Raw genomic sequence first — 17,983 nt, 5'->3', positions numbered from 1 at the left:
AGCTTATCAATAGATTGTAAAACCTTATTCCATGAGATTTGCCTCACAAAAGTCAGATTAAATTATTAAGTTGAATGAATTTTAAAAGAATAAAAAAGAATAAGCAAACGTCTTTACTACAACCTGTGGATAATTCTGTTAATTAATATGTTTATTTTTTGTTATATCACTTGTTTATAAACATATCCACAAATCTGTTAATAAATATGTTGATAAATATGGTGGCTTTTTATTCACATTTTTATTAAGGTTCTTTTTACCTCTTTTTTACATCCTTATACTTCTTTTGTTAAATACCTAAAACCCTTTATTTAAAATGTTCTCATTAAAGAATCCACAACTAATATGCTCAGTAACAAATAATAATATAAAAAGAAAAGAAATACTTTATATAAATAAAGAAAGTGTTTTATAAAAGCTTTTTAGAGAAAAAAATATTTTTCTATATAATAAATGTTAACAAATTTAAAAAGGTTTTCAAAAATGTCTTTTAATACAGAAATATTTTTAAATATAAACTCTTATGAAAATAGAATAGCTATAAAAGAAAATAACAATCTTAAAGAAATTTTTATAGAAAGAGATAATCAAAAGCGAGTTGTAGGTAATATTTATAAAGGTAAAATAATAAAAGTACTTCCTGGAATGCAAGCAGCTTTTGTAGATATAGGTTTAGAAAAAGCAGGTTTTTTACATTTATCTGAAGTTTTACCTTTAGAACGAGATGATGAAGATAATGATTTTAGATTAAATAAGTTAAATAAAGAAGATATTAATAAATGGCTTAGAGCTGGGCAAGAAGTATTAGTACAAATTGTTAAAGAAAGTATTGGAAATAAAGGAGTTAAATTAACTTGTCATTTATCTGTATCTTCAAGATTTTTGGTATTTTTACCAGATTTAGATCATATTGGTATATCTTTAAGAATTTCAAAAGATGATGAAAAAAATAGGTTACAAGAAATAATAAAAAAAATAACTGTTACAGAAAAACCTAGAGGATATATATTAAGAACTGCTGCAGAAGGTGCTACTTTTGAAGAAATTGAAACAGATATCAAATTTTTAAATAATCTTTGGCAAGATATTTTAGATACATCAAGTACTATTGTAAAACCAGGAATAGTATATGAAGATTTAAATTTAATTGTAAAAACTATAAATATTTTTGCTAATGATAATCCAAGTAAAATTTTAGTTGATAATTTAGATTCTTATAAAGAAATTTGTCAATTTGCAGATAAATATATACCTGGTTTAAGAGATAAAGTAGAACATTATCAAAAATCTAATATTTTTGAACAATATGATATAGAAAAAGAAATAAACAAAGCATTAGAAAAAAATGTTTATTTAAAATCTGGTGGTTATCTGATTATAGAACAAACAGAAGCTATGATAACGATAGACATAAACACTGGGGGTTTTACAGGAACTAAAAATCTTGAAGAAACTATTTTTAAAACAAATTTAGAAGCCACAAAAGAAATAGCTAAACAACTGAGATTACGTAATTTAGGTGGAATCATTATTATTGATTTTATAGATATGATGGATGAAAATAATAAAGCACAAGTTTTAACAGCTTTAAAGAAGGAATTAGAGCTCGACAAGGCAAAAACTACGGTCAGTGATATATCTGAGCTAGGTTTAGTAGAAATGACGCGTAAGAGAGTTTATGAGAGTTTATCGAGGACTTTATGTCAACCATGCAAAAGTTGTAATGGAAAAGGCACTATAAAAACACTTCAAACTATTTGTTATGATCTTTTTAGAGAAATACAGTCTGAAGCTAGAAACTATCCAAATTATAATAATTTTTTACTAATTTCTTCTGAAGATGTTATCAAGTATATAGAAAAAGAAGAATCAGTATGGCTTGCAGAATTAGAATTAGAACTTGAAAAAAATATTCATTTGAAGATAGAAAAAGCACATTTATATAATCAATACGACATTATCCCACTAAATTAATATTTTTTACTAATTAATTATTGACAGTTATCTAAATATGACTATAATACATCCATGTAGTGCCGACTTAGCTCATTTGGTAGAGCAACTGACTTGTAATCAGTAGGTGACCAGTTCGATTCCGGTAGTCGGCACCATACAACGGAGTGGTAGTTCAGTTTGGTTAGAATACCTGCCTGTCACGCAGGGGGTCGCGGGTTCGAGTCCCGTCCATTCCGCCATATTCTTTTAAGGTTTAGTTATTACTTTCAGTTTTCCCTTTTTTATCTCTGATATAATGCCTCTAAACCTTAATTTAATTCTTTTTAAATCCCAAGTTTTATATTTTATAAAAGTTATGATCAATATATTATATTGATATCTTATTTGTACTTGTGTAACATTACAATAATAAAAAATATACTTATATCAATATGTCTAGATCTAATAATGGTTGGCAAGAACTAATAAAAATATTATCAAAAAATAAAAATCCTGAAGATATAGATATTATTTGTGATTTTTTACTAACTAAAGAAGAAAAAGAGCAATTAAATAAAAGAGTTTTATTAACAAAAGAACTGATTAGAAAAAATAAAACACAAAGAGAAATTTCTAAAGAGCTAGGAATTAGTATATGTACAGTTACAAGGTGTTCTAATGCTTTAAAAGACTGTTCATTTAGAATAAAAGAAATATTTGGTGAAAAAAATAGGTGAAAAAATGTTTGATCAAAAAAAAGGTTTTTTAGCTTCGTATATACATAAAATAGATTATCAAGAAGATTTAAATAAATGTTTTGCTAATTTATGTAATGATAAAAAAAATACAATCCTTTTAGAATCAGCTGAGATAAATACAAAAGATAAACTTAAAAGTATTCTTGTGTTATCAAGTGCTGTTAGAATATCTTGTATAGCTAATAAAATATACATTAAAGCATTATCTATCAATGGATTAAGTGCTATTAGATCAATATCAGAAGACTTTAAAAAATACGACTTATATAAAGAAACCGATAATCAAATTGTTTTAACAATTAAAAATAAAACAGATTCAGATTCAAGTGAGTTTCAAAACCTAAAGAAAGAATCAATTTTTGATGTATTAAGAATATTTAGAGATAGTTTTGAAATAACTAATAGTTTTAGTGTTTTTTTAGCTGGGTTATTTGCATATGATGTTGTTGGCAGCTTTGAAGATATAGGGAAAGTTGAACGTAAAAATAATTGTCCTGATTATGTATTTTATTTGGCTGAAAATATTCTTATTAGTGATCATCAACAACAAAAAAGTTATATTCAAACTAACTGTTTTAATGAATCTTTAGTAGATAAATTAAATAAAGATATTCTATTTAATATAAAAAATATAAATAAAAATATTAAAGCAGATATCAGGAAATTTAAAGATCTTGAGCCTACAGTTTCAATAGATGATAAAGAATACTGTAATGTAGTAGATTACATGAAATCACACATTATTGATGGGGATGTTTTTCAAGTTGTTCCATCAAGGAGCTTTTATTTGCCATGTCAAAATTCTTTAGCAGTTTATAAGGAACTTAAAAGGACAAACCCAAGCCCATATATGTTTTACATGCAAGATGAGGATTTTATACTATTTGGAGCTTCACCAGAAAGTGCATTAAAATATGAAAAAGAAACTAATCAAGTTGAAATATATCCAATTGCAGGTACACGCAAACGAGGCAAAAATCTTGACAATACTATAGATCACGATTTAGATAGTCGTATTGAACTAGAGTTAAGATTAGACACAAAAGAAAATGCTGAACATATGATGCTTGTAGACTTAGCAAGAAATGATGTTGCTAGAATTTCTAAACCAGGGACAAGATATTTAGCTGATTTATTGAAAGTAGACAGATATAGTCATGTGATGCATTTAGTTTCAAGAGTTGTGGGTCAACTTGAAGAAGGTTTAGATGCTTTACATGCTTATCAAGCTTCGATGAATATGGGAACACTTACAGGAGCCCCTAAAATAAAAGCTATGCAACTTATTTCAAAAGTTGAAAAACAGACTCGAGGTGGTTATGGAGGAGCAGTAGGTTATTTAAACGGATTAGGAGATCTTGATAGTTGTATAGTTATTCGCTCAGCATATGTAGAAAATGAAGTGGCAGAGGTTCAAGCAGGAGCTGGAGTAGTTTTAGACTCTATACCAATAGCAGAAGCTGATGAAACAAGAACTAAAGCTCAAGCAGTAATAACAGCTATAAAAAATGTGCATGGAGAGTGATATAAATGGCTAATATAATTTTTATAGATAATTTTGACTCTTTTTCTTATAACCTTGTAAACGAATTTAAAACGCAAGGTCATACTGTAGAAGTTTATCGTAATACAATTAATTTAGATATTTTAATAAAAAAAATATTTAATAAAGATAACCCTATAGTTGTAATATCACCTGGACCTGGAAACCCATCACAAGCAGGCTGTATAGTAAAATTGGTTTCTCAATTAAAAGGGAAGGTACCAATATTAGGAATATGTTTAGGTCATCAAGCTATAGTAGAATCTTATGGAGGGATAATATCTCACTCTAATGAAATTGTTCATGGTAAGATTGCTTATATAAAATATATTAAGCATGATATATTTAAAAACTTATCATCTCCTTTGGCTGTTGCAAGATATCATTCTTTAATAGCTATAAAAGTTCCTGATGAGCTAGAAGTTATAGCGGAAGTAAATGATCTGGTTATGGCAGTAGTAGATGATAAAAACAAGATATGTGGATTACAGTTTCATCCAGAATCTATTATGACTATAGAAGGATCAAAACTTTTAAGTAATATTATAGAATGGGTTTACAAATGATAGATATTCAAAAAATAGCTCATAAACTCTATGATCAAAAAAACTTAGATTATGATGAAGGTTATAAACTATTTGAAGAATTTATAAATGGAAATATACCTTTAGAACTTCAAACAAGTATCTTAATAGCATTAAAAATAAAAAAAGAAACACCTACAGAAATAGCAGCAGCAGCAAAAGCTCTACTATCAAATTCAAAAGCTTTTCCTCAAAGAAGTTATGATATGGTAGATATTGTTGGTACAGGAGGAGATGGTTCAAACACTTTTAATATATCAACTACAGCAGCAATAGTAACAGCAGCATCAGGATACAAGGTAGCTAAACATGGAAGCAGAAGTGTATCCAGTAAATCAGGATCTTTTGATTTACTGGAATCTTTTGGTGTAAATATTGAAGCATCTCCACAAGAAACAAGTTGTTCTATAAATACTTATAATATAGGGTTTTTATATGCACCCTTCTATAATGATGGTTTTAAATATATTAAGAAGGCTCGTTCAATATTAAAAACTAGAACCATATTTAATATATTAGGACCTCTAATAAATCCATCTCGTCCAAATAAAGCACTTATTGGAGTATATTCGGAAGAATTAATTTTGCCAATGGCAAAAACCTTAATTCAGTTGGGTATGAAAAGAGCAATAGTTGTTTATGGGAGTGGTCTTGATGAAGTGGCTATTCATGATAAGACTTTTGTTGCTGAAATTGAAAACGGAAATATAACAGAATATATACTAGAACCTGAAGACTTTGGAATAAGTAGATATTCACTAGATAGTTTGAAAGGAGGTACTCCTTCTGAAAATAAAATAATAATAGAGAATATATTAAAAGGAAATGCGCCAGATCCTCATAATTATGCTGTTGCCATAAACATAGCATTAATGATGAAATTATATAACAATTCTAACTTAAAAAATAATACAAAAAAAGTTATTAAAAAAATAAAAAGTGGTGATTGTTATAGCTTCTTTAATAAACTATTAGAGGATAATTTAAAGTAGAATAATTTCAATATTTTCTGATGAGAGATTCTCACTTCAAAATTACCTAATAAAAATTATAATAAATGTTTCCTGTATCTTGTCATGTTGGAAGCGTTTTTTAAAATACTTTAAAGTTTCTTTTTAGAGGTTTATTGAGTAAAAAAGACTGTTTTTAGATGTATAGATACACTAATCCCTGTAGACCTATGCAGGCATTCATTTTCTGCTAGCTAATTGCTCATGACAAACTATGAGTTGACCTATTCTTTTACCCGTAACTAATGTTGATGCTACCATTTGATTACCACACAATATGCATTTAAACGGATCATATCCAAAAGAAAATATTGATAACTGTTGGAGTGTGGTCAGAGTTACATCTTTTAGCTGTTGATTAAATATTTTGAATAGCTTAGGCAGGGTTTTGCCTCTTACAGCATTAGCAAATAATCCATAATATCTAGTCATTCTAAAGAACTTTTCTGGTATATGCTGTATAAACCTATCAAAGAACTCATCTATAGTAATTGTTGTTTTATTATACTTCTTAGTTCGATGATTTAAGAACTCAAAAGTAACTTTTTTACTATCAAAATATTTTATCTTTGACATAGCTATAGGAGGCTTTTTAGTATACCTACCAATGTATGCAATAGTGTGTTTGTAGTCTTTAGTAGGCTTTTCAAAATGGACAATCCATGGTCTTTCATATTGAGCAGTAAGAGTTTCTTTTGTTATATTTTTGTAACCATCATTAACTAACCCTCCCATAGTAGCAGATACATGCATATGCATGTTCCATGTCATTTGTCTTCCATTAGTGTGTAAAGCTGCGAAAGCACCGATAGTAATACTTTTCTTTTTAGCAAACCTAAGAAGAGTATCTACAGCAGCTTTCATAAGTATGTTAAGAGATTCCCTATTATCCTTAAAGACGTGCTACAATACATCTGGCATAGTAAAAGTTATATGTTGGTATGTGCAATCTGGGAATAGGTTAGGCGATTTCTCAGCCCAGTGATCAATAGCTCTTTTGCCACATGTAGGGCATGATCTAGAGTTACAGGAAAAACAAATTCTTTTTGTATGCATGCAAGTTCTATTTGAACATCTGTAAAGGATGAATCCACATACTTGCAACCCACACCCCGTTATTTTCACTACATTTTCTACTTCAGCATCACGAATATTGTGCTTATTGGCTTCATAGTATTTGAGCCAAGCCTTACTCTTTTGAAATAAATCTTTGATTTTCGATGGAGTGCTAATTGTAATATAGACATTAGTATTACATAATATGTGCCTATTATATCAGTAATAAGTATTGTGATGAACTGTGAATGTAATCAAGATAATGAAGTACGAAAAGTATTAAAAAAATAGCATGAAATCATAACCAACCATATAAGGAACTTACTAAAGATTTTGCATATGGATGCCATGATTTTGTTATTGAGTTCTGGAAGTATATTTATGATGATCAATATAATAAAGTAGATTTTTGTCCAGACTATAAAAAATTTGATCTTTCTTACAATGACTCTATTGATAATATGTCTACAATGTTGAAATATTTAAGCTTTATTTTCTAATAGATACAGTAATCCTACTCCAACCAAATGAAGGAATGATAACTTACACTATTTGTGGTGGGTCAATACCATTATTTTATAATAAATGAACCAGCATATGCTCCCAGCTTTCAAATAATAAGAGTTTGAACATACCCAATAAATCATCATATGTAACAGATACATAATGTTTGTATGTTATTATCTAATAATATGGAATGTTTTAGTGGATATTAGTCAAAATTAGTGCGAAAGAGTTAAATGTCTATTTGCCATTCTTAGTTCCTTTTGTTTATTTAAGTTCGTCAAAACCTGATAAACTACATTTGGGACTCTCTTTCAACTATTTTAAAACTTTCAGAATACAATCTAGCTAATAAAACAATATAAGGATATTCTAATATGTTAGAAAAACTATACAATTGGGTGAATGGAGCAGCTCAGAGTCGTGAAACTATTAATATTAATGGCCATCCTTTTTCTTTCTGTTACGCAATAATAAGTAATGAATATCCTCTAGTGTTTGGTTATTACGAAAAACCAAACATACAAGGTAAAAAGCCTAGGTTATGGTATAAGTCAAGCAGTGAGTCAATGTGGCGTGCGCATGTAGGGTTTCGATGTCAAATCAGAGGAAAACCAACTACTGGTTTTATGAAAGGAGATGAGCTCGCGAAATAGGCACGTAGGATACATAATGGAGTGTCTAGTGGATCATGCATTAGAAGAAAAACTAGAAAATTTTTTTACTCATATGAAAAACACTAATCAGATCCTAGAAGGCAATATAATGGATGTTCATATTAAATTTGCAGCTAACCCTGATGATTTATCACGAAAGCTACGACATTTTCTATGGCCCTATGCACTAAGACAACGAATCCATAAAAGTGATATATCAGAGCAATATGGTAAAGAGAGGCAATACATTCGACCTCTTCAAAATAGAAAATCTGTTTATATACAATCAATACAAGATGATGAGGGCATTAATAGACATCTGAATTTATCTCAAATTGGTAATACTGAGGTACAAAAATCCTACAGAGGGTACCAAAACCCTAGGCCCGCTATTGGCCAAAATTTCACTAATAATATCTGGGATGAATTATGCAATAGTCTGGAAGACTTAAATAGATCTTATGACACTTATCATTCAACTCTTGAAACTAGAACCACGGTCGATTTATATGCAATAACTATTAGAGGTGAAAGATTTATTGTAGAATTTGCACAAACTGATCCACAATGTATTAACCTTTTAAGAAAAAGTTTAAATAATGCTAATCAAAGAGGAGCTCGTATTGATAGAATAGATGCTCCAATATGTTGGATACGTAATATATATAAAGAAGATAGTGATTTAACATCATTTGGAACTTATAAATCAATTCCGATTAGTTTAAGTTTTTTAGTACAGAAACCTTGTGATTATATTAGTCAAGTCTCTTCTATTGCGATGGATGAGCAAGTAGGTAATAGCTTACAGCAAAGCCTTATAGACGCTGCAGTAATTAATGATAGATATTTAAAAATTGGACTACTAAATGAAATAACCAATCCGCTACTGGTTGAATATAAAAGACTTAAAAGATTACCTTTAATTCTAACACGTCATGCACATAATGTTAGGCGTGCCAATCAACGGTGCTATTTATATTGTTATGATGAAATATTTGATAGTCTAAAAGATAGAATTCTTGTTGGTATAGATAATTATCTAGATATTACTTATCAATATGGAGGGGATGAGCTTAATAGGAATCATGATGGAATTCATGGAAAAAAAGGTAGCACTAGAGCAGGTCAACTGCGAATAGCAATTCGAGACTGTGGTACAACGGATGATCTAGGACAAATATTGTCCCTATGCTTTGTAAATAATAGAGTTGGTACATTTACTGGTGGAATATTCTCAAAGGTAAGAGCATATAATATGTCACTCTTCACTTTTGTAATTGAATCTATAGGTCAACTGTTTTCAATATATGACACTCCACCTAGAATTGATAATAACCTATCTAAACTACATAGAGCTGTACATCAAAACATTCTATATAATGGAAATGATGATGTACGAAGGCTATTGATGGACAGGAGTAACACGATCTTACGAACATTCACTAATATGGTTCTGTCGCAAAATTTGCCAATGACAAAAAAGGATACTCAAGAGAGCAAGCTATAATGTTTTTAAATAACACATATAACCCTAGTAAATATGATTCAACAGGTTATGAAATGTCTGAAAATATGGCGATATCTCGTGAAAATAGTAGATCTAAATATGTGGTTAGTTTTATAAAAGATGATAAAACAAATAAAGAAGTACCTTATGTATTTACTGAATTTACATCACCAGCTCAACCATATAATCGAGCAACTATTAAGTTAAATAAAAAGTTTTGGAATTCTCATAAAGATGGAGATGTTATAGTAGATCAAAAGATTCCTTACTACAGGTACCATTCTACTTATCAAAACACTTAAGTATATTAATCAAAGGGATTAAAATATGAAAAAAACTATATTTATAAGTTCATTATTATTGTCTATTTCAGCCTACTCAAAAGATAGTAATTTACATTATGAAAAAGCTGTATTTGCAGGAGGATGTTTCTGGTGCTTAGAATCAGATTTTCAGTATATGCAAAATCATACAAACCTTAGCCATGGAGGTATTAAACAAGTAGTTTCTGGATACGATGGAGGCACTAAAAAAAATCCTAACTATAAAACTGTATCGGCAGGAGTTACAAACTATAAAGAGTCTGTAGAAGTTATATATAATCCAGAAAAAATAAGCTATAAAGAGCTTGTAGAATATTTCTATCGTCGTATTGACCCTACTGATAATAAAGGACAATTTTGTGATAAAGGAAAGCAATATCAGTCAGCTATTTATTATACTAATGAATCACAACAGAAAATTGCTGAAGAAGTTACTAGGAAGCTGAAAGAAGTGTTTAAAAAAGTTGATAAACCAGTCTACACTCAAATACTAGCTTCTACAAAATTTTACGATGCTGAAAAATACCATCAAAACTACCATCATAAAAACCCTAAACGCTACTGCTATTATCGTACAGGATGTGGTAGAGATGTTACAATAAATAAAGTCTGGCAAGATATAAACTGGCAATACAATAAAGTAGTTCCATTTAACATACCAAGTAGTTATGCTGCTTGTTTGTCAAGGTAAAAAGAAAAATGACAGATTTACAAAAAAGTATAACTTTTATACAAGAAATAGATAAGCTAAAAAGTGTTTATAGAAGAGCACTTATAAAAAGTGATGATAATAGAAGAGAAAATACCGCAGAACACAGTTGGCATGTTGCAATGATGGCATTAACTCTTAAAGATTATTCTATAAAAAAATTAGATATGTTAAAAGTAATAAAAATGCTATTAATTCATGATATTGTTGAGATTTATGCTGGAGATACATTTGCTTTTGGAAGTGATAAAAGCCTATCAGAACAATATGATAAAGAATTAAAAGCATTAGATAAAATTTTCTCATTCTTACCAGAAAAAGATAGCCAAGAACTAAAAAAATTATGGATTGAGTTTGAAGAAGCAATTTCTGCAGAAGCTATATATTCAAAAGCAATAGAAAAATCAGCACCAGTTTTTCAAAATATGCAAAATGATGGAGGAAGCTGGTCACAGAATAAAGTTGTTAAAGAAAAAGTTTTAAAAAGAAATGAAATGTTAAAAACAGTAGCTCCTAAATTATGGGACTATGTAGAAGAGCAAATAAATATAGCATATTCAAAAGGTTGGTTAGTTTAAAACAATAAAATTATAAGGATAAATATAAATATGAAAGTAGTTGGAGTATCTACAAAAGTTTCTAACGATAGAGAAGATCTTTTAGAGCAAGCATGGGATTTATTTTCTAATAGTGAAGTCTTAGAATATTTACAAGGTAAAAATTTATCACAAGATATTATATCTGTATATTATGAGTATGAAGGTGACTGTGATGACCCTTATACTTTACTTATAGGCTATGAAGTAGATGAATCATTTGAAACACCTCTAGGGCTAAATTCTGTTGTTATAAATTTGAATCATGAAATTTATAAACTATCTGAAAATGTTCCTGATGCTATTTTTGATAAGTGGGAAGATATTTGGGATGATATTTCTAGAGAGAGAGCCTATATCGCAGATTTTGATAGATATAACCCTAAACAAGATTATGCTGAAATAGGTGTTGAATATAAATAAGAGGTTTAACTAAAATCCATTATAGGAGCAGCTGTAGATATATTTGTGTTATATGTGCTTATTTGATTAACATTATAACCAAAAGCTGTTGTAGTAAATAATACAGTAGTTAGTAGTGTAATTATAGATATAAATTTTTTCATTTTAATTGCCTTTAGACGATTTTATATTTATTGTTTTTTTTGTGATTGTAGTATCTCATGGAACCTTTAAAATGTTAAATAGATAGTTTTTATAGTCTATATAAAAAAAAGTTATATATAGATGTAAAAACCTTAAAGCATTAAAGAAAACAATACTTTATGATAAAAATAGTATTTTTTTGGTAAAATTTAAAAACAATAAGATTTAGTCTTTTTCATATTTAAAATATCTTGGGAAAATAGTAACAGACAATTATGATTATACTTGTATAGTATCAGTAGAGTGCATTACAACTCAAATAAAATAAAAAATAACACTAAATAGAATAAAATAGTTTGGTATAAATGATAGAAAATACATGGCTTTAGTGACTATAAAAGCAATAAAACTTTGAGTTTGAAAAATGTTAAAATAACTAGATATAGTACTTAAGGAAAATATGTAATGAATCAAACTCAATTAGAAATACTTAATTTCTTAAAAAGTGATGAATACATAAGCGGTGCAGAAATTGGTGAAAAACTTAACATAAGTAGAGCGGCAATATCTAAAAATATTAAGTTACTAAATGATAAGTATCAACTAGAGATATTATCTTCAACTAAAAAAGGTTATTTGTTGCAAGAAAAGTTAGATTTATTAGATATTGATAATATTATTGAAAAATACAAAAATGTTATTTATTTCCATAGTATAGACTCAACATCTAACTATGCTATAAAGCATCAAAATAGTTTTTTAGAAAATACTATAATTTTAGCTGAGCATCAGACTAAAGGCTATGGAAGGTTTAATCGAGAATGGGTATCGCCATTTGGCAAAAATCTATACTGTACTATTGTAGAGTATATATCTTTTGATATATCAAAGTTTTCAGGTCTATCTCTTATTATAGCAATTAGTATTGCTAAAGTTTTACAAGACTTAGATTTTGATGTAAAACTGAAGTGGCCAAATGATATTTATATAAATGATAAAAAAATTGCCGGAGTCATTATAAATATTAGTGGAGAAATCAATAACGAATCTATTTTGCATATTGCTTTTGGGTTAAATGTTAATATGCAAAAAAATGATAATATCAAACGCGAATGGACTTCATTAAAACGAGAATCTTCAAAGCATATAGATAGAACAGTATTATTAATTAAACTCATAGAAACAATAAAAAAAGATATAGGTTTGTTTTATAAAAAAGGTTTTATCTTTTTTAAAGATGAGTATGAAAAATTAAACTATATAAAAGATAAAAAGTTTACCATAATGGTTGGAAACCAAAAATTAGAAAATTGTAAATATGTTGGTTTATCAGATATAGGAGAAATAATAGTAGAAAAAAATAATCAGCAATTTTTATTTTCTTCTGGAGAAATTAGTTTTTTAGAAAGTTCTATAAAATCTAAATAATTAGCATCTTTTTTAATTTTAGTTAAACAATTCATATTTGAAAATTTTTCAATCGTAGTTATTTGTTCGTTTGTATATTTAGTTTGTTTATATTCATTTGCTATCCAGCCTATACACTTTATATTATGTTTTTTTAGCTCATTAATAGTTAAAAGAGTATGATTAATACATCCAACTTGAATATTAGATACCAATAAAACAGGGATATTTAGTTTCTTTATTAGATCAAGTTGAGTTAATTTATTAGAGTATGGAGTTAGTAAACCACCAGCACCTTCAATCATTAATATATCGTAGTTTTTTGAATAGTTTTCTACTACAAATTTCTCTAATTGATTTAAATCTATTTGTTTATTGTTTAAATTTGCTGCTATATGAGGAGCAATAGCCTGATCAAAAGAATATAAGTTTAGATCTTTGGGTAAGTATTCATTATTATGCGCAATAATAATATCTTCAACATCCTCACATAAAATAGAATTATCTTTTTTACCTGAGGCTACAGGTTTCAAACACTTTGAATTAATATGGAGATAGTTAAAAGCTTTGATTAAGTTTACGGAAACAAATGTTTTACCAACTTCTGTATCAGTCCCTATAATAAATAGTTTGTTCATTTAAATTCCTTATTTTTATAACATATAAATATACCTACATGGTAAGTTAAATTATATATAGACTTATTTTTAATTAGATTACGAACACTAAAGGCCTTAGAGCTAGAGTTTTTTCCTGTATATGTTGTGATTCCTGTAGACTTAAAATGATTTCTAAGATCACTAAAACAATTAAAATCTAATTTGTAAAAATAACTTTCTTCATGCAGACATATTAGACCGTTGTTTTTCATTAAATTTAGGATGCTCTCTTTTGTAAGCATTTTATTAATGCGGAATATACCTGATAATTCATGAAAATTCTTTTCAAGAAGAGTGCTAAAAGCAAACATAGATTGTTCATTTAACTTTTGGTTTAGGGTTTCTAGTAGCTTATTTAAATCTTTACTCCATTGAAGAGACATATTTGAAAATATAAGATCGTATTTTTGAGTTAGTTTATTTAAATCTTTATCAAAATTTAACTCATGAAAAGTAATATTTTTGTTTTTAGTTTGCTCAGAGATATTTTCGAGAGTTAAATCTATAACATCTATTTTTTTTGCTAAAAATCTACTTTGTAATTCTATAGGCTCGCTTATATCTCTGACACCTATATTTAAAACACTTTCTATATTTCTTTTTTTCAGGTTGTTTAGGCATTTAGTGATAAGCTTTTCTCTCACATTTGTTTGTACTATAGCATTTTTAGTATATGAATTTGTATTTGAAAAATTATCTTTAATATTTTTGTATTTATTCATTTTCTTCTTAAAATTTAGTTATGATATTTATAGCTTTTTCGATTTCACTAAAAGTATTCTTAGCATGAATTGATAAACGTAACATTGTTAGATTTTGAGGCACGGTAGGATATCTAAAACAAGATACTTTTAAACTATTATTTTCAAGTTCTTGTTTTATTTGTAGAGCTAAATCATTTTCTTTGATAATTATGCTTCTAATAGGGGAAATATCTATTGAAGCTAGTAGCAAGTTTCTTTCGTTGGATAGTTTATTAAAATACAGGATATTATTCCGTAGATTTTCTCTTTGCTGATTAGCTTCTGCTAAATTATCTAACTGAGTTATAGAGGCCTCTAAAATCAATGGAGGGATAGCTGTAGTATAAATATAACTTCTAGCAAATTGCTGTAAATAATTAGCTATTTCTAATGTAGTGCAGACTACAGCGCCAACTCCTCCAAAAGCTTTACCTAATGGATAAATAGCAATAGGACAGTTATTCGAATTCAAATTATAGTGATTTATTAATCCTCGCCCATTATTACCTAACACGCCTAAACTGTGAGCCTCATCAACTATTATTTTATTATCAGAGATTTCAAAAATCTTTTTTAGGTTAGTTATAGTTCCAGTAGTGCTAAAAATACCTTCTGTAGCAATGTAACTATTTTGATCGTATATTTTAAGTAAATGATTATAGTTTTGATGTCTGTATCTTTTGAGTTTTACTTTTGATAGGTTTATACCATCAATAGTAGAAGCATGTATAAATTTGTCTGTAAAAAGGGTATTTTTTTCATTAAATAATGTAGCATAAATTGCTAAATTGGCCATATAACCTGAATTAAAAAAGATAGCTTTAGGGTAACCAACAAAGTTAGCAAATTTTTCTTCAAAGTGTTTTGTACTATCGTTATATCCACATACAGCTGCAGAACCTTTGCTACCAAAACCATATTTCTCAAAACCACTTAAAATGCTTTTTTTTAGGTTTTTAGATGAAGCTATATTTAAATAATCACTACTAGTAAAATCGATGTTTGATTTACAGTTATTAGAGATATTTTGATTTCTAATTAAATTTTTTTCTAAATAGTGCTTATATTTTTCTTCTAAAAAATCCATTTTATTTATGCCATAGGACTTATCGATAAGCCAAGCCTTTGAATCAAATAATCATCAGAATTTATAGATGCATTATTTTCAGTTAATAATTTATTACCATAAAAAATAGAGTTAATACCAGCAGTAAAACAAAGCGTCTGAGTTTCAATAGACATATCTTCTCTTCCTGCAGATAGACGAAGTCGAGCTTTGGGAAATAAGATTCTTGTTAAAGCTATAAATCTTACTAAATCAATATTATCAATTTGTGCTTTAGTATACCTATCTCCTAGAGGCGTACCTTTAACAGGTATTAGTGTATTTATTGGTATGCTTTGAGGAATGGACGGTAGGTTTAATAATTCCATTAATAAATTTAACCTATCATCAATAGATTCCCCCATTCCTAAAATACCTCCACAACAGACATTTATATTGGCATTAGCTACATTTCTTATTGTTTCTATTCTCTCATCGAATTTACGAGTTGAGATTATCTTAGGATAGAATTCTCTAGAGGTATCTAGGTTATGATTATAATAATCTAAACCAGCGTTTTTTAATTCTATAGCATCTTCTTGGTTAAGTGACCCAAGAGTAACACATGTTTCAAGCCCTAGATTTTTAACACTAGTTATTATCTCAGATATTTTAGGTAAATCTTTTTTAGGGATATTTTTCCATGCAGCCCCCATACAGAACCTTCTAGAGCCACTTGCTTTAACTTTTCTAGCTTCCTCAAGGATTTCTTCTTTATCGAGCAATCTATGCTTTTCTATACTTGAATTGTAATGTCCACTTTGAGGACAGTATTTACAGTCTTCAGGACAAGCACCTGTTTTGATGCTTTTTAATGAGCATAATTCAATATCATTATCAAAATTTTGTTTATGAATTGTTTGGGCTTGATGTATTAAATCTAATAGAGGCTTATTGTATATGGTTTTTAACTGCTGGATATTCATTTTTTGAAATGTGGTTTATTATGTTGCATATAATCATATCTTTTGGTTACAATGTATGTCAACCATAATTTACATAAAAGGTTTACATTAATGTATAGCACTAATATTTGGCATCCATGCACTCAAATGAAAGATTTTGAACAATGCCTTCCAATAGATATTTCAAAAACAGAAGGTGGATATATTTATACGAATGACAATAAAAAAATATTTGATGCAATTTCAAGCTGGTGGTGTAAGTCGTTAGGGCATAGACATCCGTATATAGTTAGCAAGCTCAAAAACCAGTTAGATAAATATGAGCATACAATTTTTGCTAATACAAAAAACAGTGAGATTGATAGCTTTAGTCAAAGAATTTGCAAATTTACTAATATGGATAAGACTTTATATGCAAGTGATGGATCATGTGCTGTTGAAATAGCATTGAAAATGACTATACACCTTAGAAGTTTCCAAGGTCAAAAAAATAAGACAAAATTTGTTTGCTTAAAAAATTCATACCATGGGGAAACATTAGCAACGATGAGTGTAAGCGATTGTGGTTTGTATTCAAAACCATACTCTCAGTTTTTATTTGAAAGTATTATCTTAGAAGATATTCCATACATTACGGGTAAAAATGACCCTTTATGGAATAATGCGGATGCATATTGGCTAAAATCTAAGCGTATTTTAGAAGAGAATAAAGAAAATATAAATGCCCTTATTGTTGAGCCTATATGTCAGGGTGCTGGAGGAATGATGATGTATAGCAAAGATTACTTAGGTAAATTATGTCAATGGTGTAATCAAAATGATATATATGTCATTTTTGATGAAATAATGACAGGTTTTGGTAGGTTAGGTAAACTTTTTGCTTATGAGTATTTAGATAGTTTTGAATTAGATTTTCTATGTATTTCCAAAGGATTAACTTCTGGAGTAATTCCTTTTAGTGTGACTTTAACTAAGAATAAGTATTATGATCAATTTTATAATGACAGTATATCAAAAGCATTTCTTCATTCTCATACTCATAGTGGTAATGTTTTAGGGGCTGTTGTTGCTAATGCTGTATTAGACATATATAGGGATGAAAAAATATTAGATAATATTAGTAAATTAGAACAACAATTTTCACAAAGTTTTGGGCGTATTAAAAAAGAGACTGGCTTTATAAAAAATATTAGAAATATGGGTGGTATAATAGCCGCTGACTTAGATACTGATATAGATAGGTTTGGGTTTAAAGTATATCAAGAAGCATTGAAGCTAGGGGGATTGTTAAGACCTCTTGGAAATACTGTTTATTGGCTCCCACCTCTTAATTCAACTATAGATGAAATACTTACATTAGAACAAATAACTAAAAAAGCTATAATTAATGCAATGAAAAGTATTTGAGTTATAAAAAAGCATGATTTACCATCCATT

20 protein-coding genes and 2 tRNA genes are annotated in these 17,983 nt (G+C 28.4%); 15 read left to right on the top strand and 7 right to left on the bottom strand.

Annotated features, from left to right (window positions below; translation table 11 throughout):
- Positions 1–483: 483 nt before the first annotated feature.
- From CDH04_RS09800 to trpD, 7 genes are all read left to right on the top strand, one after another.
- Positions 484–1,974, top strand: coding sequence for an Rne/Rng family ribonuclease (locus CDH04_RS09800; protein WP_112870842.1), 1,491 nt, complete (start codon positions 484–486; stop codon positions 1,972–1,974).
- A 61-nt stretch (positions 1,975–2,035) separates the two neighbouring features.
- Positions 2,036–2,111: transfer RNA gene (locus CDH04_RS09795), tRNA-Thr, on the top strand.
- A 6-nt stretch (positions 2,112–2,117) separates the two neighbouring features.
- Positions 2,118–2,195, top strand: a tRNA-Asp gene (locus tag CDH04_RS09790).
- Between the two features lie 192 nt (positions 2,196–2,387).
- A complete protein-coding gene (gene trpR, locus CDH04_RS09785) occupies positions 2,388–2,672 on the top strand; it encodes a trp operon repressor (RefSeq protein WP_112870841.1) in 285 nt (94 codons plus the stop codon).
- A gap of 4 nt (positions 2,673–2,676) precedes the next feature.
- Positions 2,677–4,218: an anthranilate synthase component 1 gene (locus CDH04_RS09780; RefSeq protein WP_112870950.1), complete on the top strand. Its 1,542-nt coding sequence runs from the start codon at positions 2,677–2,679 to the stop codon at positions 4,216–4,218.
- A 5-nt stretch (positions 4,219–4,223) separates the two neighbouring features.
- Complete coding sequence (locus CDH04_RS09775) at positions 4,224–4,802, top strand: aminodeoxychorismate/anthranilate synthase component II (RefSeq protein ID WP_112870840.1); 579 nt, start codon at positions 4,224–4,226, stop codon at positions 4,800–4,802.
- Positions 4,799–5,812: an anthranilate phosphoribosyltransferase gene (trpD, locus tag CDH04_RS09770; RefSeq protein ID WP_162699240.1), complete on the top strand. Its 1,014-nt coding sequence runs from the start codon at positions 4,799–4,801 to the stop codon at positions 5,810–5,812. Before CDH04_RS09775 ends, trpD begins: the two co-directional genes overlap by 4 nt.
- Positions 5,813–6,010: 198 nt before the next feature.
- Here trpD and CDH04_RS09765 read toward each other — a convergent pair whose 3' ends face one another.
- Both CDH04_RS09765 and CDH04_RS10160 read right to left on the bottom strand, forming a co-directional pair.
- Complete coding sequence (locus CDH04_RS09765; RefSeq protein ID WP_112870838.1) at positions 6,011–6,694, bottom strand: transposase; 684 nt, start codon at positions 6,692–6,694, stop codon at positions 6,011–6,013.
- Between the two features lie 39 nt (positions 6,695–6,733).
- Positions 6,734–7,045, bottom strand: coding sequence for a transposase zinc-binding domain-containing protein (locus CDH04_RS10160; RefSeq protein ID WP_409254769.1), 312 nt, complete (start codon positions 7,043–7,045; stop codon positions 6,734–6,736).
- A gap of 722 nt (positions 7,046–7,767) precedes the next feature.
- On the opposite strand from CDH04_RS10160, the gene CDH04_RS09755 reads away from it, so the two are divergent.
- Genes CDH04_RS09755 through CDH04_RS09730 form a run of 6 tightly spaced genes read left to right on the top strand, consistent with a single transcriptional unit; the run spans position 7,768 to position 11,604 of the window.
- Entirely contained in the window at positions 7,768–8,046 is a 279-nt protein-coding gene (locus CDH04_RS09755; protein WP_112870836.1) for a hypothetical protein, read from the top strand.
- Positions 8,047–8,062: 16 nt separating this feature from the next.
- The gene (locus CDH04_RS09750; protein ID WP_112870835.1) at positions 8,063–9,553 is read left to right on the top strand and encodes a hypothetical protein; all 1,491 of its coding nucleotides are present in this window, start codon (positions 8,063–8,065) and stop codon (positions 9,551–9,553) included.
- A complete protein-coding gene (locus tag CDH04_RS09745) occupies positions 9,553–9,855 on the top strand; it encodes a hypothetical protein (protein ID WP_112870834.1) in 303 nt (100 codons plus the stop codon). The genes CDH04_RS09750 and CDH04_RS09745 overlap by 1 nt, the downstream gene beginning before the upstream one ends.
- Before the next feature lie 25 nt (positions 9,856–9,880).
- Positions 9,881–10,567, top strand: coding sequence for a peptide-methionine (S)-S-oxide reductase MsrA (gene msrA, locus CDH04_RS09740; protein WP_112870833.1), 687 nt, complete (start codon positions 9,881–9,883; stop codon positions 10,565–10,567).
- A gap of 8 nt (positions 10,568–10,575) precedes the next feature.
- Positions 10,576–11,163, top strand: a complete 588-nt coding sequence (locus CDH04_RS09735; RefSeq protein WP_112870832.1) for an HD domain-containing protein — start codon at positions 10,576–10,578, stop codon at positions 11,161–11,163.
- Positions 11,164–11,193: 30 nt separating this feature from the next.
- Positions 11,194–11,604: a GyrI-like domain-containing protein gene (locus CDH04_RS09730; protein ID WP_112870831.1), complete on the top strand. Its 411-nt coding sequence runs from the start codon at positions 11,194–11,196 to the stop codon at positions 11,602–11,604.
- 5 nt (positions 11,605–11,609) lie between these two features.
- Here the strand turns inward: CDH04_RS09730 and CDH04_RS09845 are convergent, their stop codons facing one another.
- On the bottom strand, positions 11,610–11,747 hold the full coding sequence (locus tag CDH04_RS09845) for a hypothetical protein (protein WP_162699239.1): 138 nt from the start codon (positions 11,745–11,747) through the stop codon (positions 11,610–11,612).
- 445 nt (positions 11,748–12,192) lie between these two features.
- On the opposite strand from CDH04_RS09845, the gene CDH04_RS09725 reads away from it, so the two are divergent.
- Positions 12,193–13,155 carry a biotin--[acetyl-CoA-carboxylase] ligase gene (locus CDH04_RS09725; RefSeq protein ID WP_112870830.1) on the top strand — a complete coding sequence of 321 codons (963 nt, stop codon included), beginning with the start codon at positions 12,193–12,195 and terminating at the stop codon, positions 13,153–13,155.
- On the opposite strand, the gene bioD is transcribed toward CDH04_RS09725, so the two are convergent.
- Genes bioD through bioB form a run of 4 tightly spaced genes read right to left on the bottom strand, consistent with a single transcriptional unit; the run spans position 13,092 to position 16,567 of the window.
- Positions 13,092–13,772 carry a dethiobiotin synthase gene (gene bioD, locus CDH04_RS09720; RefSeq protein ID WP_112870829.1) on the bottom strand — a complete coding sequence of 227 codons (681 nt, stop codon included), beginning with the start codon at positions 13,770–13,772 and terminating at the stop codon, positions 13,092–13,094. The genes CDH04_RS09725 and bioD overlap by 64 nt on opposite strands.
- Entirely contained in the window at positions 13,769–14,515 is a 747-nt protein-coding gene (locus CDH04_RS09715; protein WP_112870828.1) for a methyltransferase domain-containing protein, read from the bottom strand. Before CDH04_RS09715 ends, bioD begins: the two co-directional genes overlap by 4 nt.
- 7 nt (positions 14,516–14,522) lie before the next feature.
- Positions 14,523–15,623, bottom strand: coding sequence for an aminotransferase class I/II-fold pyridoxal phosphate-dependent enzyme (locus CDH04_RS09710; RefSeq protein WP_112870827.1), 1,101 nt, complete (start codon positions 15,621–15,623; stop codon positions 14,523–14,525).
- A gap of 5 nt (positions 15,624–15,628) precedes the next feature.
- On the bottom strand, positions 15,629–16,567 hold the full coding sequence (bioB, locus tag CDH04_RS09705; RefSeq protein ID WP_112870826.1) for a biotin synthase BioB: 939 nt from the start codon (positions 16,565–16,567) through the stop codon (positions 15,629–15,631).
- Between the two features lie 90 nt (positions 16,568–16,657).
- On the opposite strand from bioB, the gene bioA reads away from it, so the two are divergent.
- Positions 16,658–17,953, top strand: coding sequence for an adenosylmethionine--8-amino-7-oxononanoate transaminase (gene bioA / locus CDH04_RS09700; RefSeq protein ID WP_112870825.1), 1,296 nt, complete (start codon positions 16,658–16,660; stop codon positions 17,951–17,953).
- Positions 17,954–17,983: the final 30 nt, after the last annotated feature.

It is taken from the genome of Francisella adeliensis (assembly GCF_003290445.1).
Lineage (GTDB): Bacteria > Pseudomonadota > Gammaproteobacteria > Francisellales > Francisellaceae > Francisella > Francisella adeliensis.
Note: the sequence above shows the minus strand (reverse complement) of the source record. Positions and strands in the feature narration are given on the sequence as shown.

What these genes read in the sequence shown, in the direction of transcription:
- CDH04_RS09800 (WP_112870842.1), top strand. Translation starts at nt 484, where the DNA reads ATGTCTTTTAATACAGAAATATTTTTAAATATAAACTCTTATGAAAAT.
- trpR (WP_112870841.1), top strand. Translation starts at nt 2,388, where the DNA reads ATGTCTAGATCTAATAATGGTTGGCAAGAACTAATAAAAATATTATCA.
- CDH04_RS09780 (WP_112870950.1), top strand. Translation starts at nt 2,677, where the DNA reads ATGTTTGATCAAAAAAAAGGTTTTTTAGCTTCGTATATACATAAAATA.
- CDH04_RS09775 (WP_112870840.1), top strand. Translation starts at nt 4,224, where the DNA reads ATGGCTAATATAATTTTTATAGATAATTTTGACTCTTTTTCTTATAAC.
- trpD (WP_162699240.1), top strand. Translation starts at nt 4,799, where the DNA reads ATGATAGATATTCAAAAAATAGCTCATAAACTCTATGATCAAAAAAAC.
- CDH04_RS09765 (WP_112870838.1), bottom strand. Translation starts at nt 6,694, where the DNA reads ATGAAAGCTGCTGTAGATACTCTTCTTAGGTTTGCTAAAAAGAAAAGT.
- CDH04_RS09755 (WP_112870836.1), top strand. Translation starts at nt 7,768, where the DNA reads ATGTTAGAAAAACTATACAATTGGGTGAATGGAGCAGCTCAGAGTCGT.
- CDH04_RS09750 (WP_112870835.1), top strand. Translation starts at nt 8,063, where the DNA reads ATGGAGTGTCTAGTGGATCATGCATTAGAAGAAAAACTAGAAAATTTT.
- CDH04_RS09745 (WP_112870834.1), top strand. Translation starts at nt 9,553, where the DNA reads ATGTTTTTAAATAACACATATAACCCTAGTAAATATGATTCAACAGGT.
- msrA (WP_112870833.1), top strand. Translation starts at nt 9,881, where the DNA reads ATGAAAAAAACTATATTTATAAGTTCATTATTATTGTCTATTTCAGCC.
- CDH04_RS09735 (WP_112870832.1), top strand. Translation starts at nt 10,576, where the DNA reads ATGACAGATTTACAAAAAAGTATAACTTTTATACAAGAAATAGATAAG.
- CDH04_RS09730 (WP_112870831.1), top strand. Translation starts at nt 11,194, where the DNA reads ATGAAAGTAGTTGGAGTATCTACAAAAGTTTCTAACGATAGAGAAGAT.
- CDH04_RS09845 (WP_162699239.1), bottom strand. Translation starts at nt 11,747, where the DNA reads ATGAAAAAATTTATATCTATAATTACACTACTAACTACTGTATTATTT.
- CDH04_RS09725 (WP_112870830.1), top strand. Translation starts at nt 12,193, where the DNA reads ATGAATCAAACTCAATTAGAAATACTTAATTTCTTAAAAAGTGATGAA.
- bioD (WP_112870829.1), bottom strand. Translation starts at nt 13,772, where the DNA reads ATGAACAAACTATTTATTATAGGGACTGATACAGAAGTTGGTAAAACA.
- CDH04_RS09715 (WP_112870828.1), bottom strand. Translation starts at nt 14,515, where the DNA reads ATGAATAAATACAAAAATATTAAAGATAATTTTTCAAATACAAATTCA.
- CDH04_RS09710 (WP_112870827.1), bottom strand. Translation starts at nt 15,623, where the DNA reads ATGGATTTTTTAGAAGAAAAATATAAGCACTATTTAGAAAAAAATTTA.
- bioB (WP_112870826.1), bottom strand. Translation starts at nt 16,567, where the DNA reads ATGAATATCCAGCAGTTAAAAACCATATACAATAAGCCTCTATTAGAT.
- bioA (WP_112870825.1), top strand. Translation starts at nt 16,658, where the DNA reads ATGTATAGCACTAATATTTGGCATCCATGCACTCAAATGAAAGATTTT.